Source organism: Bradyrhizobium sp. USDA 4510, from assembly GCF_054059095.1.
The window spans coordinates 3,356,348-3,379,369 of the sequence record NZ_JBSSBT010000001.1 but is presented as its reverse complement, the minus strand read 5'-3'; the positions used below and the strand labels follow the sequence as shown (position 1 = coordinate 3,379,369).

Below are 23,022 nucleotides of genomic sequence, written 5' to 3'. Positions count from 1 at the left end.
GCCATGCACGATCCGGCTCAGCAGATCATGGCATTGTCGCCGTGATCGCAGACGCCGCCGGGCTGGTCGCGCGGCAGCGCCTCGGACTCGCCGAAATGCGGGACCGCCATGCGCGGCGGACCGCCGCTCCAGCGGCCGGCGGCGGCATGGCTCTTCACGAGCGCGGATGGGCCCGCCGCCGGCACTTCGTGTGCCATGGCCGACGCCGTCAGCATGGCGAGCGCGGTCAGCGCGGCCGCAATCTGTTTGATCCCTGACATCAGTTGCTCCTGTTGGATACGGCGCGCCGGCGCGTTGTTCGCCGCCGCCGATCGGTTCGCGCTCACATCATGATCGATCGCTCTGCCGTCTTGTTCCGACGCCATGAGGCAAGCGTTTGGATGCAGGACAGTCCACCCGTGCATCTTCTTCCACGTCGATCCGACACGATCGGTTGATCGCAGCGTGACAGACGAGGTCCCGACGCGAACCCGCAAATCAAACCCGGCTGCGCCGCCTGCGACAAAACAGCCCCACGGGCAACTCAGCAAAACCTGTCGATATCAGAATAAGAAAATATTCCGCTTACTGCCCTTTGCTCGCGGCCCATGGGTGCGATCAGACAAAACATGTCGCGAGAATGCGGATGTATGACTCGCAGCGCACCACACGTTCGATGTCGTCCCGGCGAATGGAGAAAGATGCGCGCGCCGACTCCATCACCGTCATGCCGGCAGTAAAGGCGAGGGCTTTGCCCAGGAATGATCGAGCTTAGCAATGCCGCGGAATCCCAATCCGCCGTTGAACTGACGGCAACTGGCAGGTTACGCTGTCTCCACGCTCACGCCCTCCCGCTGGAAGGATTCCCCATGAACGGCAATCGATATTATGGCGTCCGCGTCGAGGGCGCGAAATACGGCGTGGGGTTCGGCTCGGCGCTGGCGATCGCGATCTCCTACACCAAGAACCATTCGATCCTGTGGGCCATCATCCACGGTATCCTGGGCTGGCTCTACGTCATCTACGCCGCACTGTTCGGGTGATGCGCACAAGATGACGATCATCTCAATCCAGTCACAGGTCGCCTGGGGCCATGTCGGCAACAGCGCCGCCAGCTTTCCGATCCAGCTGCACGGCATCGATGTCGTCGCCGTGCCGACCACGCTGCTCAGCAATCGGCCGGGCTATCCGACCATCCGCGGCCGGGTGCTCGACGTGCAGCTGGTCGCTGACCTGCTGCGCGGCATCGAGGAGCGCGGCGCGGTCGAGGCCGCGCGGCTGATCCTGTCGGGCTATCTCGGCTCGGCCGACATCGCGATGGACGTTGCCGACTTCGTCGAGCGCGCGAAGGCGGCGAACCCGGCCCTGCTCTATTGCTGCGATCCCGTGCTCGGCGACCGCGACCGCGGCATGTTCGTGCGGTCGGACATCCCGCCGCTGGTGCGCGACCAGCTCTGCCCGCTCGCCGACATCATCACGCCCAATCATTTCGAGTTCGAATTCCTCTGCGGCGCACGCGCGACGACGATCGACGCCGTCGTCGCGCAGGCGAGCGCGCTGATGGCGCGGGGACCTGCGACCATCGTCGTCACCAGCGCCGAGCTGGCCGGCACGCCGCACAGCGAGATCGAGACGCTGGCGATCGAGCGCACTCAATCCGACAAGACTTGCGCCTGGCGCCTGCGCACGCCGCGGGTTCCGATCAGCCCGTCCGGCACCGGAGACCTGTTCGCCGCGCTGTTCGTCGCCGCCCGCGCGCGCGGCCTGGCGACGCCGGATGCGCTCAGCCACGCTGGGTCAGGCATCCACGGCGTGCTGGAGCGCACGGCGCAGAGCGGAACCGAGGAAATGCGCATTGTCGAAAGCGCCGGCGTGATGCTTGATCCGAAGCCACGCTTCGCGGCGGTCGCCATCGCCGTATCCTGACATCCGGGACAGGTCTTCATGATCGACATCACCACCCTCCTCACCTACGCCGCCGTCGTGCTCGGTCTGTTCCTGATTCCCGGGCCGGCGGTGCTGCTGGTGCTGGCGCGCTCGGTCACCGGCGGAGCGCGCGTCGGCGTCGCGACCGGGTTCGGTATCGCGCTCGGCGATCTCGTCCACACCGCGATGGCGACATTCGGCCTCTCGGCCGTGCTGATGACCTCGGCGCTGGCGTTCTCGGTCGTGAAATATGCCGGCGTGATCTACCTGATCGTGCTCGGCGTCCGCGCCCTGTTCGAGAAGAACGACGAGCTGGATTTGCCGGCGGCGCAGCCGGTCGATCCGCGCCGCGCGTTCCGGCAGGCAATCTGGGCGGAAATGCTCAATCCGAAGACCGCGCTGTTCTTCCTCGCCTTCCTGCCGCAGTTCGTGCACCCCGGCCACGGCTCGGCGGTGGCGCAGTTCGCGACCCTCGGCCTGATCTTCGTCGTGATGAGCGCGGTCTACACCTCGCTGCTGGCGCTCGCCGCCGGCCAGATCAGCCCGTGGATCAGTCGGCATCGCCGCATCGGGCAGTGGCAGGACCGCGTGGTCGGCACGATCTATATCGCGCTCGGCGTCCGCCTCGCGTTCCAGGAGCGCTGATGTCTCCGCTCAAGCCGCAGGCCAGCTACGACGACTTCGCCCGCCTCGATATCCGGATCGGCAAGGTCGTCGAGGTGCAGCCGTTTCCGCGCGCCCGCAATCCGTCTTACAGGGTCGGCGTCGACATCGGCGCCGGGCGAATCATGTGGTCGAGCGCGCAGATCACGAATTACGAGCCGGCGGCGCTGGTCGGCGCGCTGGTCGTGTGCATCTGCAATCTCGGGCCGAAGAACATCGCGGGTTTCACCTCGGAACTCCTGATCCTCGGCGCCAAGGACGCCAGCGGCGAGGTGATCGTGCTCGGCCCGCGCAGCGAGGTTGCGATCGGCGAGCCGATCTTCTGACGTCGGGCTGATCACGGCCGCGTGATTCAAATCGTCTGGATTCCCCGTAGTTTACCGATGGGGGATCACCCGGATTCTCCGTGCCCGCGCGCGCTGCTATTGCAACGCGCGAGAATCGCTTCGGCATGGGAATCGGAAGATGTCTGCAGTTTTCTTTCACTGCTCCGACGACAAGCACGTCATCCTGGATCGCACCGGCGCCGCCATGGATCTGGCGGAGGCGCGCGTGTATGCGGAGCAACTGGCGCGCAGCTTTGTCATGACATCGAGCGTGGAGGACTGGCGCAACTGGGCAGTCCACGTCACCGACGACATCGGAACCGAGATCTTCGAGCTGCCGTTCACCGCCATCCTCGGCGAGCTGCACTGAGGGCGTGCCATGAATGCGATGGAACTTGCCCTGCAGCCGTTGCGGCGCCACCTCGCCCGCCTCGTCGCGCGCTGCGTCGCGCTGATCGATGGCGTCATCAATCCCTATCGCCCCGAACTGTATTACATGCGCGGGCCTGGCCCGAAATGCCGCGCCCGGCGGCAAGCCGCGCTGCGCGACTAGCTTCGCGGCATCCACAACGAGAAAAGGCCGGCGGGCGTTACGCCACCGGCCTTCTCCTGCAGCTGCCGGTTCCCGGAGTCCGGTTCCGCTGCGATTCCACTTGGTCCTGAGCTTGCGACGACTGTTTTAATCAAATCTTAACGGCATGGCGGTGAGCTGGTTCAAAGGACTCCTTCGCCGTGCGGCGTGGCTTGTTCGTTCGTCGTGCTTGATGCGCTGCACATCGTTTTTGCGCCGATCGCACGTTGATTGTGCGCCACGCATCTTAGGGAATGCTCGACTCAGTGTTACCCTGTGATGCAAACCGAAACGGAGACTTCGGAATGCCGTACTACACCTTCGATCTCGTGGTGGGGGACGAGTTCCGCAATCAAGGAACCATCATCCTCGAAGACATCAGCCTCGCCTCCGACCGCGCCGACCAGCTCGCCAACGAGCTGTCGCAGGTCAAGCCGGAGCTGAAGGCGCGCGGCTGCGCGGTGCGCGTCACCGACATCGACCGGCGCGAGCTCTACCGCACGCCGCTCGATCCCGTGCCGCGGTGGCGCAGGGCGGGCTAGCGTCCGTCGGTTAGATCTGCGGCGACCGCGCTCGCCTCGCGCGGTCCCAGTGTTGTTGCGCGACGGCGGGGTCGCTGCCCCGCCCGCCGTCAGCTCTGATGCGGTCCGCGCATCATCTTCAGCGCGTCCTCGATATGGCGCCAGTCGCGCGCGTCGTCGGTCTCGCCCTTGCTCTCGCAAGCCACGGCGTTCTGCGCGGCCTGGGCGATCGCCTCCGGACCGTGCTTCAACAGCATCTGCCGCGCGATGGTGTGGATTTGCATCTCGGCTAACATGGCGCTCTCCTCGGCTGTCGACTGCTGACATCAGAAACCACCGAGCGCCGCGTCTGGTTCCAGCAGCGCGCCGGGCGCGACACAATCAGCGGTTCCCACCCGGCGCGGCGGCGGCTACAGAGAGAGCCATGGCGCAGAACATCTACGACGATCCCGGCTTCTTCGCCGGCTACAGCCAGCTGCCGCGGCAGGTCCGCGGACTGCTCGGCGCGCCCGAATGGCCGGCGATCCGCGCCATGCTGCCCGATGTCGCGGGCAAGCGCGTGGTCGATCTCGGCTGCGGCTTCGGCTGGGTGTCGCGCTGGATGCGCGAGCAAGGCGCATCCGACGTGCTCGGCATCGACCTCTCGCAGAACATGATCGCCCGCGCCGCGGCCATGACGCAGGATGCGGCGATCACCTACGAGATCGCCGACCTCGAGACGCTCGAGCTGCCGAAATCGACATTCGATCTCGCCTACTCCGCCCTCGCCTTCCACTACATCAGGGATTTCGATCGCCTGGCGCGCATGCTGTATCGCGCGCTGGTCCCGGAGGGGCATCTGGTCTTCACCGTCGAGCATCCGGTCTACATGGCGGCCGTCCATCCGGACTGGGGGCAGGACGAAGACGGCCACAAGACCTGGCCGGTCAACCGCTACTTCATCGAAGGCGAACGCCGGACCGACTGGTATGTGAAGGGCGTGGTGAAATATCACCGCACCATCGGCACCACGCTCAACGCGTTGATCGCCGCCGGCTTCACGCTGCGCCATGTCGAGGAATTCTGCCCGACGCGGGAGCAGGTCAAGGCCGCGCCCGAACTGGCCGACGAGCTCGAACGGCCGATGATGCTGCTGGTGTCAGCGCAACGCTAAAGCATGATCCGGAAAAGTGCGAAGCGGTTTTCCGAGGAGATCATGCTCTAACTGAAGAGCTAAAGCGCGATGAAGCTTCAACCCGAACTCATCGCGCTTTGGCGTCAAGCCGCGAGCAGCTTGTCGAACTCCTCGGGCGGGTATGATTTCCCGTCCTTGTCGGTGATCACCACCTGCCACCCTTCGCTCGCCCAGACCTTGGCCTTGGCGATGATGATGAAGGTGCTCTCGCGCTCGATCCTGACCGTTTCGTTCTCGCGTTCTGCGATCATCTTGTAGGCCAACGCTTGTCCCTCGCCGACTTGGTCCATCCGGCGTTTGTTGGCAGCGGCTTTGGGCCGGATTTCGCTGGGACTGTGACAATTTGGTGGAACCGCCGGCGCAGGATCCGCCAGCGCGCAACGTTCGGTCGCGCCTATGCGAGCTTTCCCATCAAGGTCGGCATATCCAGCGCCAATGAGTTGACGCTGCGCGCGAATCGCATCTGCGGCCCCTCGAAGGTGCAGGTCACGGTGTCGCGAAACGCCGATTCCACGCAGGTCCAGGTCATCACGAACGTGCGCAGGTCGCGCCAGCTGCCGCTCGCGACCACGCGCATCAGGTCGGGCTGGTACTCGAATGCAGCTTGTTGCCGGTCATCGTCGCGGTGCCCTCGCGCGGCGCATCGAGGCCGACCTCGATCCGGTGCGTGCCTCTGCCGTCATCGAGCGTGCGAAGCCGTCAGTTTCTTGATTGTTGTTTGGCATGGCCGCCCTCCAAAGCAGGACGGAGGTTATGGCGCCGGCTCGCCCTGTCGACGCATGCGGCGCGCATGGCGGCCACAAGAAAAACCCCGCCCTGGAGGGACACCAAGGCGGGGAAGGTTCATTGGGTAGAAATCCACGCGCCTGGAAATGGAGAGCGCGGGGAAGTAGCGGCAACAATTCTATTTGCCGCCGTCATTCGGACAACAGGATTAAAGCGCGCGCAACGCCGGGACTTTTTCCCGATCGAGCTGGCAAAAATCCCGAACCTGGCTTGCGCCACGCTATTTACTGCACCACGTCGAGCCTGACATTCGTGATGCCCTTGCCGATCATGCCGAGCGATTGCGCCGCAGAATGCGAGACGTCGACGATGCGCCCGGGGACGTAGGGTCCGCGGTCATTGACGCGCACGGTGACCGAACGACCGCTCTTGACGTCGGTCACGCGCAGCTTGGTGCCGAATGGCAATGTCGGATGCGCGGCGGTCAACTCGCGCCCGTCGAACTTCTCGCCGCTCGCGGTCGGCTGCTCCTCGCTGTAGAAGCTCGCGACGCCCTGCGACGCAATCTTGGTGTGGCCGGTCCTGCGCGAGGCATACGGCGTATGCTTGCGCGCCGTGGCGACACGTGTGCGTGTCGCAGATGACGCAGCCCGCGTCGGCTCGATCGACGCAGGCCGGCTCGCTAGCGCCTGTGAGCGCTGGCTGACAACGGAGGACTGCGCGCACGCCGCGAGCGACGCCGCGCCGATCATCACGGCGAGCAGCCGGAGCGGCTTTCGGGCATGCGCAAACAGGATCGGGGCCGCAGCACCATGCGCGCTGCATTTGACGCCGACGTACGAGTTGACTGCATCGTCGCGTGACATGTTGCACCCCCAACTTGCGCCCCCAGCCCAAGCCGAAAATCCAACGGCCTATCAGCCGAATCCAATCGGGGCGGAACGGTGGCGGAGCGCGGTCAGACCTGCCGCACGCGATGCGATTTCCCCTCGGATGTGGTGGATGCGCCACACAACCCGGACGCTTCACCCGGAAATACCGGCTTGAAGCGCCGCACTCGGGCCGTGGATGGCCACGCCCCCTCGCCCCCGGGTTTCGGTTCCCCAAACTCCCCAACCTCTCCACCCTCTCGCCTTGCTTTGGTCAAACCGGGCTGGAGTCGTGGGGACAGGGTCAGGGGTCAATACAGAGCGTAAATTTGCCGGCCGCCCATTTGCGGTTGACCTTGGAATGAAACGGGGACCGCCATGCAATCGACACTGAAAGACGCAGATCCACACGATATTTTCGCGATCGAACCGAGCTTCGCTCCGGTACGCCCGGACAACGCCGCCGCGCCTGCCGGAAGGACAGCGCCGGGGCAGCGCGAGCCCTATTTCGGCTCGAGCCTCGCGCCTTCGTCCACACCCCCGGTCGCGGCCGTCGCCTCGGTGCCGCCGGTCACGCCAATGTCAGTGGCGGCCGAGCCGGCCTATAGCGCGCCAAGCCATGACGGCCGACTGGACGACATCAGATTGGACCGCGCGCCGCGCCCCACCAGCAAATGGGCGATCCGCGCCTTCTGGTTCTGCTTCGCGATCGCTGGCGCCATGGGCACCGCGGCGTGGCAGCACTACGGCGATCGCGCCAAGCAGATCGCCGCCGAGTGGGCGCCTCAGATCGCTGCACTGACTTCGCTGATCCCAGGCAAGGCAGCCTCCGCCTCGGATCAGGTGAGTGCGCCGCCAGCACCGGCGGCGACAACCGATCAGGCGGCAGCTGAAGCTGCACCGGCCACTCCGCCACAGGACGTCGCCACGGCCGTGCCCGCCACGGCCGCGCCGGCGCCCGCCCCTGCCGCGGCACCGGCTGCCGCAGGAGCGCCGGTTGCGCCCGCTACCGCGGCGGCACCAGCCGCAGCGGCACCCGACCAGACGCAATTGCTGCAATCGATGGCGCGCGATCTCGCGTCGATGGGACAGCAGATCGAGCAGTTGAAGACCAGCATCGATCAGCTCAAGGCCGGCCAGGATCAGTTGGCACAGCGCGTCGCTAAGACGACCGAGACCAGGGCCGTCGAGCCGCGGCCGGTCGCTCCGCCGCGCCCGCGCGCCGCGGTCACGCCGCAGGCGGCGCCGCATGCCGCCGTTGCGCCGCCGCCGGTGCGCCGGCCGGCGCAGGCCTATATCCCGCCGCCTCCACCGCCCGCTTCAGCAGCACCGCTGCCGGCTCCCGCCGCCGCCCCGCAGGCGGTTGCGGCACCGCGGCCGGTGCAGCAGCAGTCCTCGGTTGTTGACGCGGATGATGGCGGCCCGGTGGTTCGGCCGCCGATGCCGCTGCGCTGAAGCCCGACCGACCTTTAAAAAAGCTTGCGGCCGATCGCGATGACGCGATCGGCCGCAATACACTTTGTATTCGAATTACGCGCTCTGTCCCGGCGGCAGAACGACCACGGTCGCGCCCGGCTTGACCCGCTGATAAAGGTCGATCACGTCGCCATTGGTCATGCGAATGCAGCCCGACGAGATCGCCTGCCCGATATATTCGGGCTGGTTGGTGCCATGGATGCGATACAGCGTGTCCTTGTTGCCCTGGTAGAGGTAGATGCCGCGGGCGCCGAGCGGATTGGCCGGTCCACCGGCGACACGCTTCGGATACGGCCCGAGCCGCTCCTGGATATCCTGGGTCGGAACCCAATCCGGCCATTCGGCCAGGCGGCCGACGGTGGCGACGCCGGAGAAGGCCATCGCCTCCTCGCCGACGGCGACGCCGTAACGGATCGCCTTGCCGCCGGGCAGCACGTAATAGAGGTAGCGCGCGTCGGTATCGACCAGGATCGAGCCCGGCTGCTCCCGACGGGTGTACTCGACAATGTGCCGCTGGAACTGCTGCGGGATCTTGGCATCCGCATAGGGCGGATGCGCCAGCAATTGCCGATCGCGCGACGTCATCGCGACATCCGTCGCCGGCGACAGCGTCGCCTGCATGCAGCCGCCAAGCGCAAGCGATCCCACCAGCACCGCAGCAAGCCCCAACTTTGACACGATCATTCTCCCCTGCGTCAACTTGTGCCACATGCTGCCGAAATCGTGCTCAAATCGTGGCAGCGCAGGTTGGAACACGTCCGTTTGATCGGTTCTTTCCGTGAGTGTGTCCTGGCGGTTGCACTCGGTTCCCTTGGACGCTAGCTTCACAAAAAACGTCCAAAACCTCCGGAGGAAATTCATGCGTTACGCCCTGCTGATCGGCGGCCTGATTGTCGCAGCAACCCCTGCCCATGCCGATCCGCGCGCGGCCTATGTCACGATGGTGCTGCAGGCCTTCGCCGCCAAGGTCGAGTGCCCCGGCACCGATCTGGTCTATCAGGACCTCGTGCAGCGGGCGCAGGACATGCATCTGCCCGACGGCACCACCGAGAAGGTGCGCAAGGCGATCGCCTTCATGCATACCGGCGGCAAGATGGGCGAGAAGCAGGCCGACGACCTGATGACGGAAGTCGCGATCGCAACCCAGACCACCGACCTCGATCAGCGCCGCGCCGGCAGCATGACGACCTGGTGCCAGGACCAGAAGACGCGGCTCGCGGGTTACATCAGGACGAAGGAATAGAACGCGTTTTCGAGCGAAGCCTGTCCCGCACTTGATGCGGGATGGGCACCGGTTCGCGTGAAGAAAACGCGTCAGACAAGAATCCTCAATCGAGCTCCGGCGGCGCGAACCAGTTGGTCAGCGACAGGCCGCCGTCGACCACGATCGACGCCCCGGTGACGTAACCCGAGAGCTTGTGCGAGAGCACGGCAAGCGCCATCGGCGCCAGATCGTCCGCCTGGCCAAGCCGCCCGAGCGGAATGTGCTTTGCCAGCGCGGGATCGGCGACGAAGCCGCCGGCCGCGATCGCGCCGGGCACCAGCGCATTGACGCGGATGCCATAGCGGCCCCAGCTCTTGGCAAGCTCCTTCACCAGCATCGCCATGCCGGCCTTCGTGGTCGAGTAATGCGGCAGGTTGCGCGGCGTGCCGGCATGCAGCGAGGTGAGCAGCAGGAACGAGCCCGGCGTCTTCGCCGCGATCAGCCTGCGCGCCAGTTCGCGCGACAAATGAAAGCCGGCATCGAGATTGACCGCATGCATCTGCCGCCAGATCTCTTGATCGACGGCCATCGCATGATCGGCTTCGCGGCGCGGCGGCGAAGCACTGTGGACGAAATGGGTCACCTGCCCGAGCGAGGCTTGCGCATGCGCCAACAGGGCGTCGCACGCCGCGTGCTGCGCGAGATCGCCGGCCCACGCGACCGCGAGTTCGGGACGCGGCGCGGCCTTGATCGCCGCCAGTACCCTGTCCTCATACAGATCGGCAAACACCGTCCGCACACCTTCGCCGACCAGGGCCTGCGCAATGGCGCGGCCGATGCCGTTGCCCGCGCCGGTGACCAGGGCTGTCTCGCGTGCGGGATCGAACGGCGATGTGAAGAGGCTCATGATCGCGAAACTCCCGGGATTGGCAGACCTGCGCTCAGTAGGGCGGCGCCTTGCGCGCCCGCTGTGCCTTGGCGGCTTCGATCCACCAGGAAAAATCCTCGGCAAAGCGCGGAAAGGCGCGTTCGAGCGCCTTGCCGCCCTCGCCGATCGGCTTGCCCTCGGCCGATAGCGTCTGCGCGATCGGCCCCGCACCGATCGTGCTCGATACCACCACCATGCCCATCTCGGACAGCGTACCGTGCCAGGCGGTCGCGGCACGCACGCCGGCGAACCGCCCGGCCGAATAGCTTGCGATCGCCGCGGGACGCCAGAACCATTCCTCGAGGAAATGGTCGGTCAGGTTCTTGAGCCCGGGCTGAATGCCCCAATTGTATTCGCCGGTGACGAACAGGAAGCCGTCGGCGTCGCGGATTTTTCCGGCGAGCGTTTCGAGCACGGCCGGCGCCTGCCCCTTGGGATGTTCCTTGTACATCCGGTCGAGCATCGGCAGGCCGACCTCCTTGGCATCGATCAACTCGACATCGTTGCCGCGGGCACGAAGGCCGTCGACGACGAAATGTGCCAGCCGGATGCCCATGCGATCCGAGCGATAGGAGCCGTAGAACACGAGTATGCGGTGGGTCATGGGGCGATCCTAGCACGGTGCGGCAACAGCGTCCTGCGGCGCGGGCGCGGTGAGCCGCCGCGCACAAGTGTTAACCGGCATGCCGGCTCGTTCCGCCAGCATTAAGCAATTCGTCGCAGGCCCTTCGCCGTGGCCAAAAATCGCCAGATTTGTTTTCTGGATATGTTTTCGCTTCGAGAAGGAGGAACCGACATGCGGATCGCAAAGCTGGTTTTCGCAGGCTCGCTCGCAGCCATCGCTGCCGTTGCCACGCCCGCGCTGGGCAAGAGTACCGAGCGGCAGAAGGCCGACGACAAATCCACGACCACCACCTCGTCCGGCTGCCAGGCCTATCAGCAGGCCGCCGATGGCACCTGGAACCAACTCCCCTGCGGCGAAGCGGGCTCGAACGGCGCCACCCAGCACCGCCCCGCGGCCAAGGGCGCTGACGACGACGAGCACTGACGTGTCACGCCCGCCGCCACGCGCGGCCGGGCGACGCGGCGCCTTCGACTTTCGGACCAAACGGCCGGGGCCGTTGCGGCGGCTCCCGCATCATAAACCCAAGCTTAATGCACGCCCGCTACGGTTGAGGCCACCCCTCTCTCGTCAAGAATGGCGCGCATCCCATGAAAATCGGTACTCTCCTGACGGCCGCGATCGTCTCATTGTCCGCGGTCGGCGGCGGACTGGCGGCCTATGTCGCGGTGACCAAGTACCAGACCATGGACAAGATCTCGACCGCGCAGAGCCGGCTCGAAATCGTCCGCGCCGTCGGCGACATCCCGCGCTACATGAACTCCGAACGCGGCATGTCCACCAACCTCTTGTTCAGCACCGGTGCGATCGACCAGAAGCAGATCACCGATCTCGACAAGCTGCGCAAGCTGACCGACGGCGCCCTCGCCAAGGTCAATCAGGTCCGCGCCACGCTGCCCGGCTCGCTCGACGACGGCGAAGCGGTTGCGAGCGCGATCGATGCGCTGAAGGCCAAGTTCGTCGCGCTCCGCGACGCGATCGAGAAGGCGATCGCAGGTCCGGTCGATGCCCGCCGTCCGGCGGCAACCAAGATCGTCGCCGACAACTCCGTCTTCAACGCCGGCGTCACCGTGCTGCTCGACGAGCAGGTGCGCCGCCTCGCCGGCCTTGACGGCAACGCCTACCGCCAGGCCAGCTACGCCAATGTCGCCTGGACGCTGCGCGACACCGGCGGCCTCAATGCCAGCCTGCACAAGGCGCTGGTCGGCGCCAAGCGCGTCGCGACCGAACAGGAAAAGCTGGAGCTGTTCCGCAGCACCGGCCGCACCGAGCAGATCCTCTCGACGCTGCAGGAGTTGCGCAACAATCCGGCGACATCAGCCAATGTCCTGACGGCGCTGGGCAAGATGCAGGCCGACTACGTCGAGCGTTTCGGCAAGGCGCTGAAGCTCGCCAAGGAAGGCGCGATCTCCGGCAAGTATGAGCAAGACGTCGAGACCTATTACGCCGAATCCCAGATCGGCCTCGCCTCCATCATCACCGTGCGCGACGCATTCTACGAGAACGCCGAGCAAGGCCTTGCGGGCGCCTATTCGTCGGCGCGCTTCAGCTTCGTGGTGGCGCTGATCGGGCTGCTCGCGGTCGTTGCCGTCAGTGCCGGCCTGATCGTCATGGTCCGCCGCCGCATCCTCAACCCGATCGCGGCCCTCACCGGCCGGATGTCGCGTCTTGCCGCGGGCGAAGTTGCCGAGACGATCCCGGGCGCCGCGCGCAAGGACGAGATCGGCGCGATGGCCGCCGCCGTGCAGGTGTTCAAGGACAACAAGATCGAAGCCGATCGCCTCGCTGCCGAGAAGGAAGCCGAGAACGACGTCAAGATGCGCCGCGCCCGCGTGCTCGACGATCTGACCCGCGCCTTCGAAGCCAAGGTCACCGAACTGGTCGGCGGATTGTCCGCGGCATCCTCGGTGATGGAGGACACGGCGCAATCGATGTCGGCAACCGCCGCCGACACCAACCGCCAAGCCGCAATCGTCGCCGCGGCGTCCGATCAGACCTCGACCAACGTGCAGACGGTGGCGAGCGCCACCGAGGAGCTGACCTCCTCGATTTCGGAGATCGCCCGCCAGGTCGCGACCTCGACCGAGATCGCCGCGCGCGCGGTCGATCATGCCCGGCGTACCGGCGACACCGCGCGCTCGCTGGCCGAGGGCGCGCAGAAGATCGGCGACGTCGTGACGCTGATCCAGAGCATCGCGGCACAGACCAATCTGCTGGCGCTCAACGCCACCATCGAGGCGGCCCGCGCCGGCGAGGCCGGCCGCGGCTTTGCCGTGGTCGCGTCCGAGGTGAAGTCGCTGGCCGGCCAGACCGCGAAGGCAACCACGGAGATCTCCGAGCAGATCACCGCGATCCAGACCGCGAGCGACGAGACCGTGACGGCGATCCGCAGCGTCATCGACGTCATCACCGAGATCGACCAGATCGGCACCGCGATTGCCGCCGCGATCGAGGAACAGGGCTCGGCGACCAAGGAGATCTCGCGCAGCGTTCAGGAAGCCGCGCGCGGTACCCAGGAGGTCAATTCCAACATCTCCGGCGTGCAGCGCGCCGCGGACGACACCGGCGGCGCCGCGAACCAGGTGCTGGGCGCGGCCGAACAGCTCTCGACGCAGTCCAAGGACCTCGCCGGCCAGGTCAACCGCTTCCTGTCCGACGTGCGGGCCGCGTAATCGAGACCACGTGGCGACCACGTGGCAGGTTTTCTCCTCGTCATTGCGAGGAGCGACAGCGACGAAGCAATCCATGTCTCCACTGCGGCACGATGGATTGCTTCGCTTGCGCTCGCAATGACGGGTTTGCTTGAGGGCCGCGCGCCCTGCTAGCCGCCGCGCAGGCCGAGCACGCGGCGGGCGATCGCCTGGCGATGCACCTCGCTCGGGCCTTCGTAGACCCGCATCAGGCGGGCCTTCTGCCACAGCGCGTTCAGCGGCAATTCCAGCGTCACGCCGAGCGCGCCGAGCGTCTGCATGGCGTGGTCGCAGGCGTCATAGGCCATCTCGGTCGCGAACACCTTGATCATCGAGGCCTCGTGGCGGATGTCCTCGCCGCGGTCGGTCTTGTCGGCGGCCTCGCGCACCATCAGCCGGCACGCATGCATGCGCGTGGAGATATCGGCGATCCACCACTGGATCGCCTGGCGCTCGGCGAGCTTGACGCCGAACGTCTCGCGCTGTTTGGCGTGCTCGCACATCATGTCGAGCGCACGCTTGGTGATGCCGACGCAGGTCGATCCCATCTCGAGCCGCCGCGTGCGCAGCCGCAGCTGCATCGGCGCGTAGCCCTTGCCGACCTCGCCCAGCACGGAGTCCTTCGGGATGCGGCAGTCCTCGAACACGATCTCATAGGTCGAGCCGCCGCCGACCATCGGAATCTCGCGCTCGATGATGAAGCCCGCCGTGCCCTTCTCGACGATGAAGGAGGTGATGCCGCCCTGGCGCTGATCGTTGCCGACCCGCGCCATCACGATGATGAAGTCGGCGGCGCGCGCATTGCTGATCCAGATCTTGCGGCCGTTGAGCACCCACTGTTCGCCTTCGAGCACCGCGCGCGTCTTCATGCCCGCGGGATCGCCGCCGGCTCCGGGCTCGGAGATCGCGATCGCCGAGGCCATCCGGCCTTCGATATAGGGCTGCAGATATTTCTTCTTCTGCGCGTCGGTACCGACCGCCTGCAGCATGCGCAGGTTCGGCGAGTCCGGCGGCAGCACGAACGGCACGCAACTGCGGCCGAGTTCTTCGTGCACCGCAGCCATCGTGCGCGTCGGCAGGTCGTGGCCACCGAGATCCTCGGGCGCATCGAGGCCCCAGAGGCCGAGCTCCTTCGAGACGTCGCGTAGCCGCTTGCGCTGTTCCGACGTGAGCTCGGGGTGATCGCTGCCGGGCAGCTTCGATTTCAGATAGTGCGGCTCGAGCGGGATCAGTTCGCGATCGACGAATCTCGCGACGGTCTCGCGGATCATAGCTGTCTGTTCATCGTCGCTCATCTGGGATTCCTCGCCCGCGCTGTTGTGCTTCAAAAAACCAGTAGCGCATTTTTTACCGGCGAGAATAGCGGAAACGCGCAGCCACGCTCACGCTCGCGCGATGGTTTCACGGCGCGGAATTCAATATCCCGCGGCGTGGTCGGCGCGTACGCCAATGCGCCGGACACGCCCGTGCATCGCGCAGCCGATCGCGACGCACGAGGTTGTTATCCCCTGAGCAAGCGATCGACGCGGCGCTAATCGGCAAAGCCGACGTAGCGGACAAAATCGTTGTTGGCCTCGCGGTCGGAGCGCACCGCATTGGCGGCAAAGCTGTCGTCGGGATAGCCCATCGCGACGCAGGTCATGATCACCTCATCTTCCGGGATGTCGGCGACCTCGCGCACGATGTCGGAGCGCATGATGCCCTGGCCGTTGATCACGCTGCCAAGGCCGCGATCCCAGGCTGCCAGCACGATGCCGTAGCAGAGCGCGCCGAGATCGAAATGGCAGACCGCGCCCGGATCGAGGATCCGGTCGTAGGTCAGGACCAGCGACACCGGGGCGTCGAACTGGCGGAAGCCGCGCAGCACCCAGTCCTGCCGCATCGGCTTGTCGTCGCGGGCGATCCCCATCGCCCCGAACAGCTTCTTGGCGATGTCGACCTGGCGGCCGCGGTGCACGCCCTGGTATTCGCCATGGCTGACGATGTCGCGCTTCACCTTGGCACCGGCGACCATCTCTTCCATGTTGCGGCGGCGCACTTCCTCCAGCGGCGCCCCGGTCAGGACGTGAACGTGCCAGGGCTGGGTGTTCATCGAGGACGGCGCGCGCTTGGCCACCTCGATGATCTCCTCGACGGTCGCCCGCGACACCGGCTGCTTCTTGAACCCGCGCACGCTTTTGCGTGACTGTACCAGCGTCTCGAATTCCATTCCGCGCTTCCCCGATTTTGTTCCGCGCTGCGCGCGGAATTTCCTTGATCTGATCGGGTTATTTTATCGACAAAATCGGCCATGGGAACTTGATCGGGCCAAGAATCCCGTATCCAATCCGGCCACTGGTTTGGTTTAGGGAGAACCCAGATGAAGCGGATTTTCTTGGCGGCCGTGATCGCGACCTTTGCCGCCGGTTCGGCATTTGCACAGGACGCCTCCTGCGAGACGAAAGCCGTCGGCAAGGACGGCAAGCCGCTGGCCGGCGCGGCCAAGACCTCGTTCATGAAGAAGTGCACGACGGACGCCTGCGAGACCAAGGCAGTCGGCTCCGACGGCAAGAAGCTCGCCGGCGCGGCCAAGACCTCGTTCATGAAGAAGTGCCAGAGCGGCGCCTGAGCCTCTCGCCGACGCCTTTTCACCCCTCATCGGGACAGACTTCAATCGGGACAAACCATCGGGTCGCGCAGGGCGCGGCCCGAACGGCTATTGGCCGGTGGATCGCCCCTGATCGGCGGGCGCCCTCAGAACGATACGCCGACCCGCACACCCCTGCTCCAAACCCGCCGGCAACGCTTCCGGGTGTTGCCATGAAACATTTCGAAACGCTCCGGCAATTGGGTCGGCTTGGCAAATTCCAGGCAGGCCCCGCCGGCGGAATAGTCCACCAGCCGGCACTCGATCAGCGGCGCCTTCGGTTCAAGCTGGAGCTTGACCACACTGGACACGCATCCGCTCGGACGAACACGCGCAAATCTCCGGGGATGCATTGCCGTCGCCTCTGGTGAAATCGTACCCACAGGCTCGTCGGCGGCCGTTAAGATTCCGTTCAGATCGATGGTTACGAACCGTGTCCGCGGGACGGATCGGCGCGGGTGGCGCCCGGACGGCGCGAGGCGGCCAATGTTTCGGATGGCGCTTCCCCGAATTGCGACCGATAGCTGCGCGAAAAATCGCTCAAGTGCCAAAATCCGTAGGCCAGCGCGCACATCTTGACGCTGGGCGCACCGGCCAGCAGTTGCTGGCGCACCAGCCAGAGCCGGCGCAACCGCAAATAGCGATGCAGGCTGACGCCCCGGTAGCGCTGGATGGCGTCATGCAGCGTGCGCACCGACACGCCGATCTGCCTGGCGAGTTCGCCGCTGTAGATCGGGTGCGCCACGTCGCCTGCCAGAATTGCGCGCGCGTCGTTGAAGACCTTGAACTGGCGCGTCGTGTTGGCCCGCGTCGTCCACTTGGCCGGCACAATCTCGGCGAAGGCGTTGTCGATCGCGGCAAGCAGCGTCTCCTTGATCGACTCGCCGCTGGCGAACGGGGCATCATCGGTCGGCTGCGAGGTCACGAGCAGGATGTGCCTCACCACTTCGCGCAGCCGATCCTGCGCGCGTTGAGAAATTTCGTGAATGCTGAAATGGAGACCCGCCTGCGGCCAGCCACGATCGACAATCTCCGGCGTAAACATCACCGAGGCATATTGGCGGGGCGTCTCCTCCACCGACGAGTAGAACGCGCCGCCGCCACCGAGCACGATGACCGCGCGATCGCGCTCGACGCCGTTGAAGCGGATCGGGACCCCGTCATCCATCGTGAAGCCGGCCGCAGTGGTGTGCGGCGCAAGCTGTGCGTCGACGATCCGCGGAAAGGACTGCGTGTAGTTGAGCTCGCATCCCGGCAAACTCAGGATGACCTGCTCGGCCGAAATCTTCCGCGCAAGTGGCGTGAAATCAACATCCAGATTTCGGATCGAACTCCGGAATGCATCAACATCGTCAAAACGAAAGACTCTCGGCACCGGTAATGGCGCCGTCAAATGACCGCTCCCGTGAAATGCTCTTGAAAAATTGCGCGCGACGCGGCGCCTTGCGCGCCGGCCGCATCAATAAATTCCATGCACAAAATGCGAATCGTCCAATAGGTTCAATCAGGAAAAATGCGGTCCGTTCGTCGAACCGGACAATCCGCCAATGTAACGCGGCTGCCGAATTTCGATAGTCTTTAGCGGGATATCCACCGCCGCAATCGGCCCTCCCCATCAATTTCTATACCCCTATTAAAGATTCGAGGAGCAAATTGGCATCGGGAACGATGATGTTCCTCGTCGCGGACCATTTTAGAGACCGCAATGACAGTTATTGCCTCGCCCGATCTTATTGCCAAACTCGACCATGTCTTGAAAGCTGGCTCGCCCGACCTCCGCACGCGCATGCTGCAGGAGGTGGCCGGGTTGTTTCTCGAAGACGCTCACCGCCTCAGCGCGCACCACGTCGAGATGTTCGACGGCATCCTGGTCCGCCTGACCGAGAACGTCGAACTACGGACCCTGACCACGCTCAGCCGCTCGTTTGCCGATTTGCGCTTGGTGCCGCGGGAACTCGCGCGCCGTCTGGCCAACCATGACGACGCCGATGTCGCCGCTCCGATCCTGCGCAAATGCGAATGCCTCCCCGATGCCGACCTGATCGACATCGCCTGGATGCGGGCCGAGGGACACCTCTGCGCGATCGCAGGACGCAAGGCCGTCAATGCGGAGCTCACGGACATTCTCCTGATGCGAGGCGACAGCAGCGTGCTTCGGGTCCTCGCGCGCAATCCCGGCGCTGAACTGACCGGCGCGGGCCTCGCCATGATGATCGATGCTGCCGAGCGCGACGACGACATCGCCGACGGATTGATCTCGCGCAAGGATCTACCTCGCCGCGTTCTTGCCGACCTCGTTATGCGGTCCACGCCGCGCCAGCAGGCCCGGCTGCTCAAGCTTGCGCGGCCCGATCTTCAGGACACGATCCGCGCTGCAATCGATGCCAGCGCAGCCCGCGCCTCCGCGACCCCACCAGCCACAATCGACGATGCGGAGGCGCGGGCCACGGTAACGACGAAGCGCTCCCGGGCAGGAAGCGCTCTCAGGTCGTGCGAGTGATGCAATGACGTATGGTGACCGCAGGGCGGAACGCGTCAGGCTCGAGACGCGCTATCCCGTCAATCTCATGGGTGTCGACGGCACGTGGCGGCGGAGTTGCATCCTGCTCGACGTCTCGCAGAGCGGGGCCCGGCTCGAGGTCGACGGATCGCTCGATGTGCTGAAGGCCCAGGAGTTCTTCCTGGTGCTGTCCTCGCGTGGACTGGCCTTCCGCCGCTGCGAGCTCGTTCGCGTCGACGGTGCCGAGATCGGCGTGAGGTTCATCGAAGAGAGACGGCGAAAGGGACGCCCCGTCATTCCAAGGTGAGGATTGCAAAATGAGGATTGGCGCAACCGGCCCGAAGGGAAGTTGACGACATGACCGTACAGAGAGCGACCAACATCAGGGTATCGACCGCCTCCGCCGCACCGTTGCGCGGGACCATCGAGATCGACTGCGCCGGCAGCGTCGCGACGTTTGCGATCGACGAGGAAATGGCGCATCGCCTGTGCGCCGATCTGGAACGGTTTCTGACCCAGGTCCCGCGCCGGACCCGCGCAGCGCGGTGACCTTGAGCTGCCGACTGTCGCGCGCCTACTCCCGCTTGAAGCGATAGTCGAAGCGATCGCCATCTGCCTTGATCAGGCCGACCGTCGGGGCCGGAAAATGGATCGGCAGGATCAGCGTGTCGGTCTCGGCAACGGAGGCAAAGAATTTCCGCCGCGATATCGCCGACTGCTTCGGATCCCAATCGGGCTTGGCCGACCATTCCGGTTCGCGGCACTGGATTGCATGGTGCATCAGGTCTCCGGCGACCACCGCGCGCTGCCCCTTCGAGAAGATGTTGATGCAGCAATGGCAGGGCGAATGGCCCGGGGTCGGCGTCAGCGTCACGGTGTCGTCGAGCGCGTAGTCGTCGTCGACCAGGAGCGCCTGCCCGGCCTCGACGATCGGCAGGCAATTGTCGCGGAACACCGTACCGGGCGGATTGGCGCCCTTGGCGTTCTCGGCCTCCCAGGCCGCATACTCGCCCTTGTGGAAGACGTATTTCGCGTTCGGGAAGGTCGGCACCCAGCGCCCGTCGCGCAGCGTCGTATTCCAGCCGGTGTGGTCGATGTGCAGATGGGTGCAGAACACATAATCGATCTGCTCATAGGAGATGCCGAGCGCGAACAGCTCGTTGCGCCAGCGCTCCTTGCCCGGGAAGTCGAACGGCGGCGGGTGTCCCTTGTCCTCGCCGGTGCAGGTATCGACCAGGATGGTGTAGCGCGGCGTCCGCACCACGAAGGTCTGATAGGTGATCACCATCATGCCGCGCGCGGCATCGAAGACCTCCGGCTCCATCGTCTTCAGATGATGCTTGAACACATCGTCGTTGTAGGTCGGGAAGAAATCCTGCGGCCGCCGCCACGGTCCTTCGCGCTCGATCACCGCGTCGATCGTGATGTCGCCGATCCTGATCTGCTTCATGGTTGTTTCGCTCCCGGTTTTTTGTAAAGCGTAGCGGGCGGCACCTCGCCTCACAAGCCGAGCGCCGTGCAGCACGCCATGCGGCTTTGCATTGCTGGAGGGAAACAACCATGCCGCAATTCATCCGAAATCCTGCTCATGCTGCGGGAATGACCCATTGCGCGATTCCGATCGTCCTCCTGATGCTCACGACATTGCCGACAGTGGCGGCAGCCGCGCCCGACACCGTTTTCTTTCCGAGCGCCGACGGCAAGACCGAGATCGTCGGCTACCTGTTCAGGCCGCAAACGCCGGGCCCGTACCCTGCCATCGTGCTGCTGCACGGCCGCGGCGGCCCCTATTCGACCAACGTCAACAAGGACTGCACGCTGGTGTCGCGAACCAATCCGTCGGCGGCCTGCAATGCCGGCAGCCTGTCCAAGCGCCACGCGATGTGGGGACAGTATTGGGCCGACCACGGCTATTTCGCGCTGCTGCCGGACAGTTTTGGTCCGCGCGGCAAGGCGCACGGCTTCGGCCGCTACACGCATGACGATCCTGATCGCAGCGACGTCAATGAAAAGACTGTGCGGCCGCTAGACGCCGAGGGCGCGCTGAGCTGGCTGCGCAGCCAGAAGGAGATCAGCAGCAACCGCATCTTCCTGCAGGGATGGTCGAATGGCGGCAGCACCGCGCTGAACGTGATGCAGCGGCAAGGCGCGACGACGTCGGGGTATCGCGCCGCGCTCGTGTTCTATCCGGGCTGCGGGCCGGCCGCGCTGCTGGCGCAGACGCTCGGGTCGGCAGCACCGATCACGATGTTGCTCGGCACGGACGACGAGGAAGTATCGCCCGACCGCTGCCGGGACGTCGCCAGCCGCTCCGTTGCTGCCGGCAGCAAGATCGACGTCGTGGTTTATCCGGGTGCCACCCACGATTTCGACGATCCCGGCCGTCGCCGCCAGTCGAATCCCGCCAACAGCGCGGCGCTCCAGGACGCGATGGTGCGGGCGATTGCCGCAATCGACGGCTTGAAGGATTAGGCCGCCGCAAATCGACCAGAAAGCACCCCTACCCGGGCCGGCGATCCAGCAAGGAACCGAGTCGCTTGGGCAGGAAACTGAAATACGCGGCAGCGGCGATCGTTGCCGTCGCCGCCGCAATCTACCTCAACAACACGAGCCTTCTCGCAACGCATGCCGGCGGCAAGCCGGTGCTGCTCGCCCATCGCGGCATGGCGCAGCGCTTCGACGAGCGCGACCTCAAGAACGACACCTGCACCGCGGCGCGCATGCTGCCGCCGACCCATGACTATCTCGAGAACACGATCCGCTCGATGCGGGCGAGCTTCGAGCGCGGCGCCGATATCGTCGAGCTCGACGTCCATCCGACGACCGACGGCGAGTTCGCGGTGTTTCACGACTGGACCGTCGATTGCCGCACCGATGGCCAGGGCGTCACCCGCGAACAGCCGATGGCGCGGCTGAAGATGCTCGATATCGGCTATGGCTACACGGCCGATGACGGCAAGACCTTCCCGTTCCGCGGCAAGGGCATCGGCCTGATGCCGTCGCTGGACGAGGTGCTTAAGACCTTTCCGGATCGCCGGCTCCTGATCAACGTCAAGAGCCGCGATCCCTCCGAAGGCGAGAAGCTCGCAACGGTCTTGAACCGGCTCGCCGCCGAACGGCGCAAGCTGATCATGGTTTATGGCGGCGACGAGCCGATCGAGACGATCCGGCGGCTTGCGCCGGAGACCCGAACCATTTCGCGCGCGACGCTCAAGAGATGCCTCGTCCGCTATATCGGCTATGGCTGGACCGGCATCGTGCCTGATGCCTGCCGCAACGCCATCGTGCTGGTGCCGATCAACTACGCGCCCTGGCTATGGGGATGGCCGGACCGCTTCCTCAACCGCATGGCCGCGGCCAACAGCGCGGTCTTCGTGCTCGGGCCTTATCAGGGCGGCGAATTCTCGACCGGGGTCGACGATGCCGACCTGTTCCGGCGCCTGCCCGAAAGCTATTCCGGCGGGATCTGGACCAACGAAATCGAGACCATCGCCCGCCTCGCCGGGCGTTAGATCCGGCCTCCTCCTGTCATCTCTCCGTCATAGAAATTGTGCGACTGAAGCGGCTCGTCGCATCGAGGACAACGCTATGAACGCACCGAGCCTGACCTGCCCCAAGATCGCCGAAACCGTCATCGAGCCGACGGTCAAGCTGCGCGAGGTCAGGGTCGGACGTTGCTGTGAGGTTCTCGGCGACACCGCGATCGAATACACCGAGCTTGGCGACTACTCCTATCTCGGCAGCGGCTGCATCGTCGCCGACGCCGTGATCGGCCGCTTCTGCGCGATCGCGGCGCAGGTCCGGATCGGCGCGCCCAATCATCCGCTCGAGCGCCCCTCCCAGCATCGCTTCACCTATTGTCCGGAATATTACACCGCCTCAGCCGAGCGCGATCATGACTTCTTCAGGAACCGACGCGCGGATCGCGTCGTGATCGGTAACGACGTCTGGATCGGCCACGGCGTGATCGTGCTGCCCGGCGTCACTGTCGGAGACGGCGCGGTGCTGGCGGCCGGCGCCGTGGTCTCGCGCGATGTCGCGCCCTACACCATCGTCGGCGGCGTGCCGGCCCGGCCGATCAAGGAGCGGTTCAACCGCAAGATCGCCGCCGAGCTGTCGCAGATCGCCTGGTGGAACTGGCCGGCTGAAACCCTCTGGGAGCGCCTGCCGGAATTCCAGTCCGGCGACGTCGAGGCGTTTTGCGCGCGATGGCGGACTTGA

General features: G+C 65.4%; 32 protein-coding genes. 19 read left to right on the top strand and 13 right to left on the bottom strand.

What is annotated here, in order from left to right:
- Window positions 1-17 precede the first annotated feature (17 nt).
- Window positions 18-260, bottom strand: coding sequence for a hypothetical protein (locus ACVMDN_RS15305; RefSeq protein WP_057019953.1), 243 nt, complete (start codon window positions 258-260; stop codon window positions 18-20).
- 588 nt (window positions 261-848) lie between these two features.
- Between ACVMDN_RS15305 and ACVMDN_RS15300 the strand changes: the two genes are divergently transcribed.
- From ACVMDN_RS15300 to ACVMDN_RS15270, 7 genes are all read left to right on the top strand, one after another.
- A complete protein-coding gene (locus ACVMDN_RS15300) occupies window positions 849-1,022 on the top strand; it encodes a hypothetical protein (protein ID WP_016840760.1) in 174 nt (57 codons plus the stop codon).
- Between the two features lie 10 nt (window positions 1,023-1,032).
- Window positions 1,033-1,905, top strand: coding sequence for a pyridoxal kinase PdxY (gene pdxY, locus ACVMDN_RS15295; protein WP_456835113.1), 873 nt, complete (start codon window positions 1,033-1,035; stop codon window positions 1,903-1,905).
- An 18-nt stretch (window positions 1,906-1,923) separates the two neighbouring features.
- Window positions 1,924-2,550, top strand: coding sequence for a LysE family translocator (locus tag ACVMDN_RS15290; RefSeq protein ID WP_141343293.1), 627 nt, complete (start codon window positions 1,924-1,926; stop codon window positions 2,548-2,550).
- Complete coding sequence (locus ACVMDN_RS15285; RefSeq protein ID WP_141343294.1) at window positions 2,550-2,894, top strand: tRNA-binding protein; 345 nt, start codon at window positions 2,550-2,552, stop codon at window positions 2,892-2,894. The genes ACVMDN_RS15290 and ACVMDN_RS15285 overlap by 1 nt, the downstream gene beginning before the upstream one ends.
- Window positions 2,895-3,033: 139 nt before the next feature.
- Window positions 3,034-3,264, top strand: a complete 231-nt coding sequence (locus ACVMDN_RS15280) for a DUF6894 family protein (RefSeq protein WP_141343295.1) — start codon at window positions 3,034-3,036, stop codon at window positions 3,262-3,264.
- A 9-nt stretch (window positions 3,265-3,273) separates the two neighbouring features.
- Window positions 3,274-3,447, top strand: a complete 174-nt coding sequence (locus tag ACVMDN_RS15275; RefSeq protein ID WP_168857013.1) for a hypothetical protein — start codon at window positions 3,274-3,276, stop codon at window positions 3,445-3,447.
- A gap of 323 nt (window positions 3,448-3,770) precedes the next feature.
- Window positions 3,771-4,007, top strand: a complete 237-nt coding sequence (locus ACVMDN_RS15270) for a hypothetical protein (protein ID WP_016840755.1) — start codon at window positions 3,771-3,773, stop codon at window positions 4,005-4,007.
- Window positions 4,008-4,096: 89 nt separating this feature from the next.
- Here ACVMDN_RS15270 and ACVMDN_RS15265 read toward each other — a convergent pair whose 3' ends face one another.
- Window positions 4,097-4,282: a hypothetical protein gene (locus ACVMDN_RS15265; protein WP_016840754.1), complete on the bottom strand. Its 186-nt coding sequence runs from the start codon at window positions 4,280-4,282 to the stop codon at window positions 4,097-4,099.
- Window positions 4,283-4,410: 128 nt separating this feature from the next.
- Between ACVMDN_RS15265 and ACVMDN_RS15260 the strand changes: the two genes are divergently transcribed.
- Window positions 4,411-5,139 carry a class I SAM-dependent methyltransferase gene (locus tag ACVMDN_RS15260; protein WP_141343296.1) on the top strand — a complete coding sequence of 243 codons (729 nt, stop codon included), beginning with the start codon at window positions 4,411-4,413 and terminating at the stop codon, window positions 5,137-5,139.
- Window positions 5,140-5,243: 104 nt separating this feature from the next.
- Here the strand turns inward: ACVMDN_RS15260 and ACVMDN_RS15255 are convergent, their stop codons facing one another.
- The 3 genes from ACVMDN_RS15255 to ACVMDN_RS15245 form a co-directional block, all read right to left on the bottom strand.
- A complete protein-coding gene (locus tag ACVMDN_RS15255; protein WP_057019948.1) occupies window positions 5,244-5,450 on the bottom strand; it encodes a hypothetical protein in 207 nt (68 codons plus the stop codon).
- 104 nt (window positions 5,451-5,554) lie between these two features.
- Complete coding sequence (locus tag ACVMDN_RS15250; protein WP_141343297.1) at window positions 5,555-5,737, bottom strand: hypothetical protein; 183 nt, start codon at window positions 5,735-5,737, stop codon at window positions 5,555-5,557.
- Window positions 5,738-6,170: 433 nt separating this feature from the next.
- Window positions 6,171-6,752 carry a septal ring lytic transglycosylase RlpA family protein gene (locus tag ACVMDN_RS15245; RefSeq protein WP_141343298.1) on the bottom strand — a complete coding sequence of 194 codons (582 nt, stop codon included), beginning with the start codon at window positions 6,750-6,752 and terminating at the stop codon, window positions 6,171-6,173.
- Between the two features lie 381 nt (window positions 6,753-7,133).
- On the opposite strand from ACVMDN_RS15245, the gene ACVMDN_RS15240 reads away from it, so the two are divergent.
- Entirely contained in the window at window positions 7,134-8,210 is a 1,077-nt protein-coding gene (locus ACVMDN_RS15240) for a hypothetical protein (RefSeq protein ID WP_310884733.1), read from the top strand.
- 75 nt (window positions 8,211-8,285) lie between these two features.
- On the opposite strand, the gene ACVMDN_RS15235 is transcribed toward ACVMDN_RS15240, so the two are convergent.
- Entirely contained in the window at window positions 8,286-8,915 is a 630-nt protein-coding gene (locus ACVMDN_RS15235; RefSeq protein WP_016843930.1) for a L,D-transpeptidase, read from the bottom strand.
- A gap of 175 nt (window positions 8,916-9,090) precedes the next feature.
- Here ACVMDN_RS15235 and ACVMDN_RS15230 point away from each other — a divergent pair, with 175 nt between their 5' ends.
- Window positions 9,091-9,474: a hypothetical protein gene (locus ACVMDN_RS15230; RefSeq protein WP_016843931.1), complete on the top strand. Its 384-nt coding sequence runs from the start codon at window positions 9,091-9,093 to the stop codon at window positions 9,472-9,474.
- An 85-nt stretch (window positions 9,475-9,559) separates the two neighbouring features.
- Here ACVMDN_RS15230 and ACVMDN_RS15225 read toward each other — a convergent pair whose 3' ends face one another.
- Window positions 9,560-10,342, bottom strand: coding sequence for an SDR family NAD(P)-dependent oxidoreductase (locus ACVMDN_RS15225; protein WP_141340489.1), 783 nt, complete (start codon window positions 10,340-10,342; stop codon window positions 9,560-9,562).
- Between the two features lie 34 nt (window positions 10,343-10,376).
- A complete protein-coding gene (locus ACVMDN_RS15220; RefSeq protein WP_057019944.1) occupies window positions 10,377-10,967 on the bottom strand; it encodes an NADPH-dependent FMN reductase in 591 nt (196 codons plus the stop codon).
- A gap of 192 nt (window positions 10,968-11,159) precedes the next feature.
- On the opposite strand from ACVMDN_RS15220, the gene ACVMDN_RS15215 reads away from it, so the two are divergent.
- Together ACVMDN_RS15215 and ACVMDN_RS15210 are read left to right on the top strand one after the other, a co-directional pair.
- Window positions 11,160-11,411, top strand: a complete 252-nt coding sequence (locus ACVMDN_RS15215; protein ID WP_057019943.1) for a hypothetical protein — start codon at window positions 11,160-11,162, stop codon at window positions 11,409-11,411.
- Window positions 11,412-11,575: 164 nt separating this feature from the next.
- Window positions 11,576-13,657: a methyl-accepting chemotaxis protein gene (locus tag ACVMDN_RS15210; RefSeq protein ID WP_456816148.1), complete on the top strand. Its 2,082-nt coding sequence runs from the start codon at window positions 11,576-11,578 to the stop codon at window positions 13,655-13,657.
- 149 nt (window positions 13,658-13,806) lie between these two features.
- On the opposite strand, the gene ACVMDN_RS15205 is transcribed toward ACVMDN_RS15210, so the two are convergent.
- On the bottom strand, window positions 13,807-14,970 hold the full coding sequence (locus ACVMDN_RS15205; RefSeq protein WP_016843936.1) for an acyl-CoA dehydrogenase family protein: 1,164 nt from the start codon (window positions 14,968-14,970) through the stop codon (window positions 13,807-13,809).
- 236 nt (window positions 14,971-15,206) lie between these two features.
- Complete coding sequence (locus tag ACVMDN_RS15200; protein WP_141340487.1) at window positions 15,207-15,884, bottom strand: nitroreductase; 678 nt, start codon at window positions 15,882-15,884, stop codon at window positions 15,207-15,209.
- Window positions 15,885-16,034: 150 nt separating this feature from the next.
- Here ACVMDN_RS15200 and ACVMDN_RS15195 point away from each other — a divergent pair, with 150 nt between their 5' ends.
- On the top strand, window positions 16,035-16,283 hold the full coding sequence (locus ACVMDN_RS15195) for a hypothetical protein (RefSeq protein ID WP_021079659.1): 249 nt from the start codon (window positions 16,035-16,037) through the stop codon (window positions 16,281-16,283).
- 125 nt (window positions 16,284-16,408) lie between these two features.
- Here ACVMDN_RS15195 and ACVMDN_RS15190 read toward each other — a convergent pair whose 3' ends face one another.
- On the bottom strand, window positions 16,409-16,654 hold the full coding sequence (locus tag ACVMDN_RS15190; protein ID WP_076832093.1) for a hypothetical protein: 246 nt from the start codon (window positions 16,652-16,654) through the stop codon (window positions 16,409-16,411).
- Window positions 16,655-16,725: 71 nt separating this feature from the next.
- Entirely contained in the window at window positions 16,726-17,412 is a 687-nt protein-coding gene (locus tag ACVMDN_RS15185) for an AraC family transcriptional regulator (RefSeq protein WP_349629106.1), read from the bottom strand.
- Between the two features lie 675 nt (window positions 17,413-18,087).
- Between ACVMDN_RS15185 and ACVMDN_RS15180 the strand changes: the two genes are divergently transcribed.
- The 3 genes from ACVMDN_RS15180 to ACVMDN_RS15170 are packed head-to-tail and all read left to right on the top strand — an operon-like array spanning window position 18,088 to window position 19,350.
- The gene (locus tag ACVMDN_RS15180) at window positions 18,088-18,801 is read left to right on the top strand and encodes a DUF2336 domain-containing protein (protein ID WP_159109438.1); all 714 of its coding nucleotides are present in this window, start codon (window positions 18,088-18,090) and stop codon (window positions 18,799-18,801) included.
- 4 nt (window positions 18,802-18,805) lie between these two features.
- A complete protein-coding gene (locus ACVMDN_RS15175) occupies window positions 18,806-19,108 on the top strand; it encodes a PilZ domain-containing protein (protein WP_057019938.1) in 303 nt (100 codons plus the stop codon).
- Window positions 19,109-19,158: 50 nt separating this feature from the next.
- Entirely contained in the window at window positions 19,159-19,350 is a 192-nt protein-coding gene (locus ACVMDN_RS15170; RefSeq protein ID WP_057019937.1) for a hypothetical protein, read from the top strand.
- Between the two features lie 25 nt (window positions 19,351-19,375).
- Here ACVMDN_RS15170 and ACVMDN_RS15165 read toward each other — a convergent pair whose 3' ends face one another.
- Window positions 19,376-20,251: an MBL fold metallo-hydrolase gene (locus ACVMDN_RS15165; protein WP_057019936.1), complete on the bottom strand. Its 876-nt coding sequence runs from the start codon at window positions 20,249-20,251 to the stop codon at window positions 19,376-19,378.
- A 110-nt stretch (window positions 20,252-20,361) separates the two neighbouring features.
- Here ACVMDN_RS15165 and ACVMDN_RS15160 point away from each other — a divergent pair, with 110 nt between their 5' ends.
- The 3 genes from ACVMDN_RS15160 (at window position 20,362) to ACVMDN_RS15150 (ending at window position 23,022) form a co-directional block, all read left to right on the top strand.
- Window positions 20,362-21,273, top strand: coding sequence for a dienelactone hydrolase family protein (locus ACVMDN_RS15160; protein ID WP_082653994.1), 912 nt, complete (start codon window positions 20,362-20,364; stop codon window positions 21,271-21,273).
- A gap of 65 nt (window positions 21,274-21,338) precedes the next feature.
- On the top strand, window positions 21,339-22,313 hold the full coding sequence (locus ACVMDN_RS15155; RefSeq protein ID WP_168857004.1) for a glycerophosphodiester phosphodiesterase family protein: 975 nt from the start codon (window positions 21,339-21,341) through the stop codon (window positions 22,311-22,313).
- A gap of 76 nt (window positions 22,314-22,389) precedes the next feature.
- The gene (locus tag ACVMDN_RS15150; protein WP_057019935.1) at window positions 22,390-23,022 is read left to right on the top strand and encodes a DapH/DapD/GlmU-related protein; all 633 of its coding nucleotides are present in this window, start codon (window positions 22,390-22,392) and stop codon (window positions 23,020-23,022) included.

Coding starts and splice junctions, on each gene's coding strand:
- ACVMDN_RS15260 (WP_141343296.1), top strand. CDS start 4,411: ATGGCGCAGAACATCTACGACGATCCCGGCTTCTTCGCCGGCTACAGC.
- ACVMDN_RS15255 (WP_057019948.1), bottom strand. CDS start 5,450: ATGGACCAAGTCGGCGAGGGACAAGCGTTGGCCTACAAGATGATCGCA.
- ACVMDN_RS15300 (WP_016840760.1), top strand. CDS start 849: ATGAACGGCAATCGATATTATGGCGTCCGCGTCGAGGGCGCGAAATAC.
- ACVMDN_RS15220 (WP_057019944.1), bottom strand. CDS start 10,967: ATGACCCACCGCATACTCGTGTTCTACGGCTCCTATCGCTCGGATCGC.
- ACVMDN_RS15225 (WP_141340489.1), bottom strand. CDS start 10,342: ATGAGCCTCTTCACATCGCCGTTCGATCCCGCACGCGAGACAGCCCTG.
- ACVMDN_RS15270 (WP_016840755.1), top strand. CDS start 3,771: ATGCCGTACTACACCTTCGATCTCGTGGTGGGGGACGAGTTCCGCAAT.
- ACVMDN_RS15275 (WP_168857013.1), top strand. CDS start 3,274: ATGAATGCGATGGAACTTGCCCTGCAGCCGTTGCGGCGCCACCTCGCC.
- ACVMDN_RS15170 (WP_057019937.1), top strand. CDS start 19,159: ATGACCGTACAGAGAGCGACCAACATCAGGGTATCGACCGCCTCCGCC.
- ACVMDN_RS15200 (WP_141340487.1), bottom strand. CDS start 15,884: ATGGAATTCGAGACGCTGGTACAGTCACGCAAAAGCGTGCGCGGGTTC.
- ACVMDN_RS15210 (WP_456816148.1), top strand. CDS start 11,576: ATGAAAATCGGTACTCTCCTGACGGCCGCGATCGTCTCATTGTCCGCG.
- ACVMDN_RS15285 (WP_141343294.1), top strand. CDS start 2,550: ATGTCTCCGCTCAAGCCGCAGGCCAGCTACGACGACTTCGCCCGCCTC.
- ACVMDN_RS15230 (WP_016843931.1), top strand. CDS start 9,091: ATGCGTTACGCCCTGCTGATCGGCGGCCTGATTGTCGCAGCAACCCCT.
- ACVMDN_RS15290 (WP_141343293.1), top strand. CDS start 1,924: ATGATCGACATCACCACCCTCCTCACCTACGCCGCCGTCGTGCTCGGT.
- ACVMDN_RS15215 (WP_057019943.1), top strand. CDS start 11,160: ATGCGGATCGCAAAGCTGGTTTTCGCAGGCTCGCTCGCAGCCATCGCT.
- ACVMDN_RS15150 (WP_057019935.1), top strand. CDS start 22,390: ATGAACGCACCGAGCCTGACCTGCCCCAAGATCGCCGAAACCGTCATC.
- pdxY (WP_456835113.1), top strand. CDS start 1,033: ATGACGATCATCTCAATCCAGTCACAGGTCGCCTGGGGCCATGTCGGC.
- ACVMDN_RS15235 (WP_016843930.1), bottom strand. CDS start 8,915: ATGATCGTGTCAAAGTTGGGGCTTGCTGCGGTGCTGGTGGGATCGCTT.
- ACVMDN_RS15195 (WP_021079659.1), top strand. CDS start 16,035: ATGAAGCGGATTTTCTTGGCGGCCGTGATCGCGACCTTTGCCGCCGGT.
- ACVMDN_RS15245 (WP_141343298.1), bottom strand. CDS start 6,752: ATGTCACGCGACGATGCAGTCAACTCGTACGTCGGCGTCAAATGCAGC.
- ACVMDN_RS15160 (WP_082653994.1), top strand. CDS start 20,362: ATGCCGCAATTCATCCGAAATCCTGCTCATGCTGCGGGAATGACCCAT.
- ACVMDN_RS15240 (WP_310884733.1), top strand. CDS start 7,134: ATGCAATCGACACTGAAAGACGCAGATCCACACGATATTTTCGCGATC.
- ACVMDN_RS15205 (WP_016843936.1), bottom strand. CDS start 14,970: ATGAGCGACGATGAACAGACAGCTATGATCCGCGAGACCGTCGCGAGA.
- ACVMDN_RS15280 (WP_141343295.1), top strand. CDS start 3,034: ATGTCTGCAGTTTTCTTTCACTGCTCCGACGACAAGCACGTCATCCTG.
- ACVMDN_RS15305 (WP_057019953.1), bottom strand. CDS start 260: ATGTCAGGGATCAAACAGATTGCGGCCGCGCTGACCGCGCTCGCCATG.
- ACVMDN_RS15190 (WP_076832093.1), bottom strand. CDS start 16,654: ATGCATCCCCGGAGATTTGCGCGTGTTCGTCCGAGCGGATGCGTGTCC.
- ACVMDN_RS15165 (WP_057019936.1), bottom strand. CDS start 20,251: ATGAAGCAGATCAGGATCGGCGACATCACGATCGACGCGGTGATCGAG.
- ACVMDN_RS15250 (WP_141343297.1), bottom strand. CDS start 5,737: ATGCGCGTGGTCGCGAGCGGCAGCTGGCGCGACCTGCGCACGTTCGTG.
- ACVMDN_RS15175 (WP_057019938.1), top strand. CDS start 18,806: ATGACGTATGGTGACCGCAGGGCGGAACGCGTCAGGCTCGAGACGCGC.
- ACVMDN_RS15265 (WP_016840754.1), bottom strand. CDS start 4,282: ATGTTAGCCGAGATGCAAATCCACACCATCGCGCGGCAGATGCTGTTG.
- ACVMDN_RS15180 (WP_159109438.1), top strand. CDS start 18,088: ATGCTGCAGGAGGTGGCCGGGTTGTTTCTCGAAGACGCTCACCGCCTC.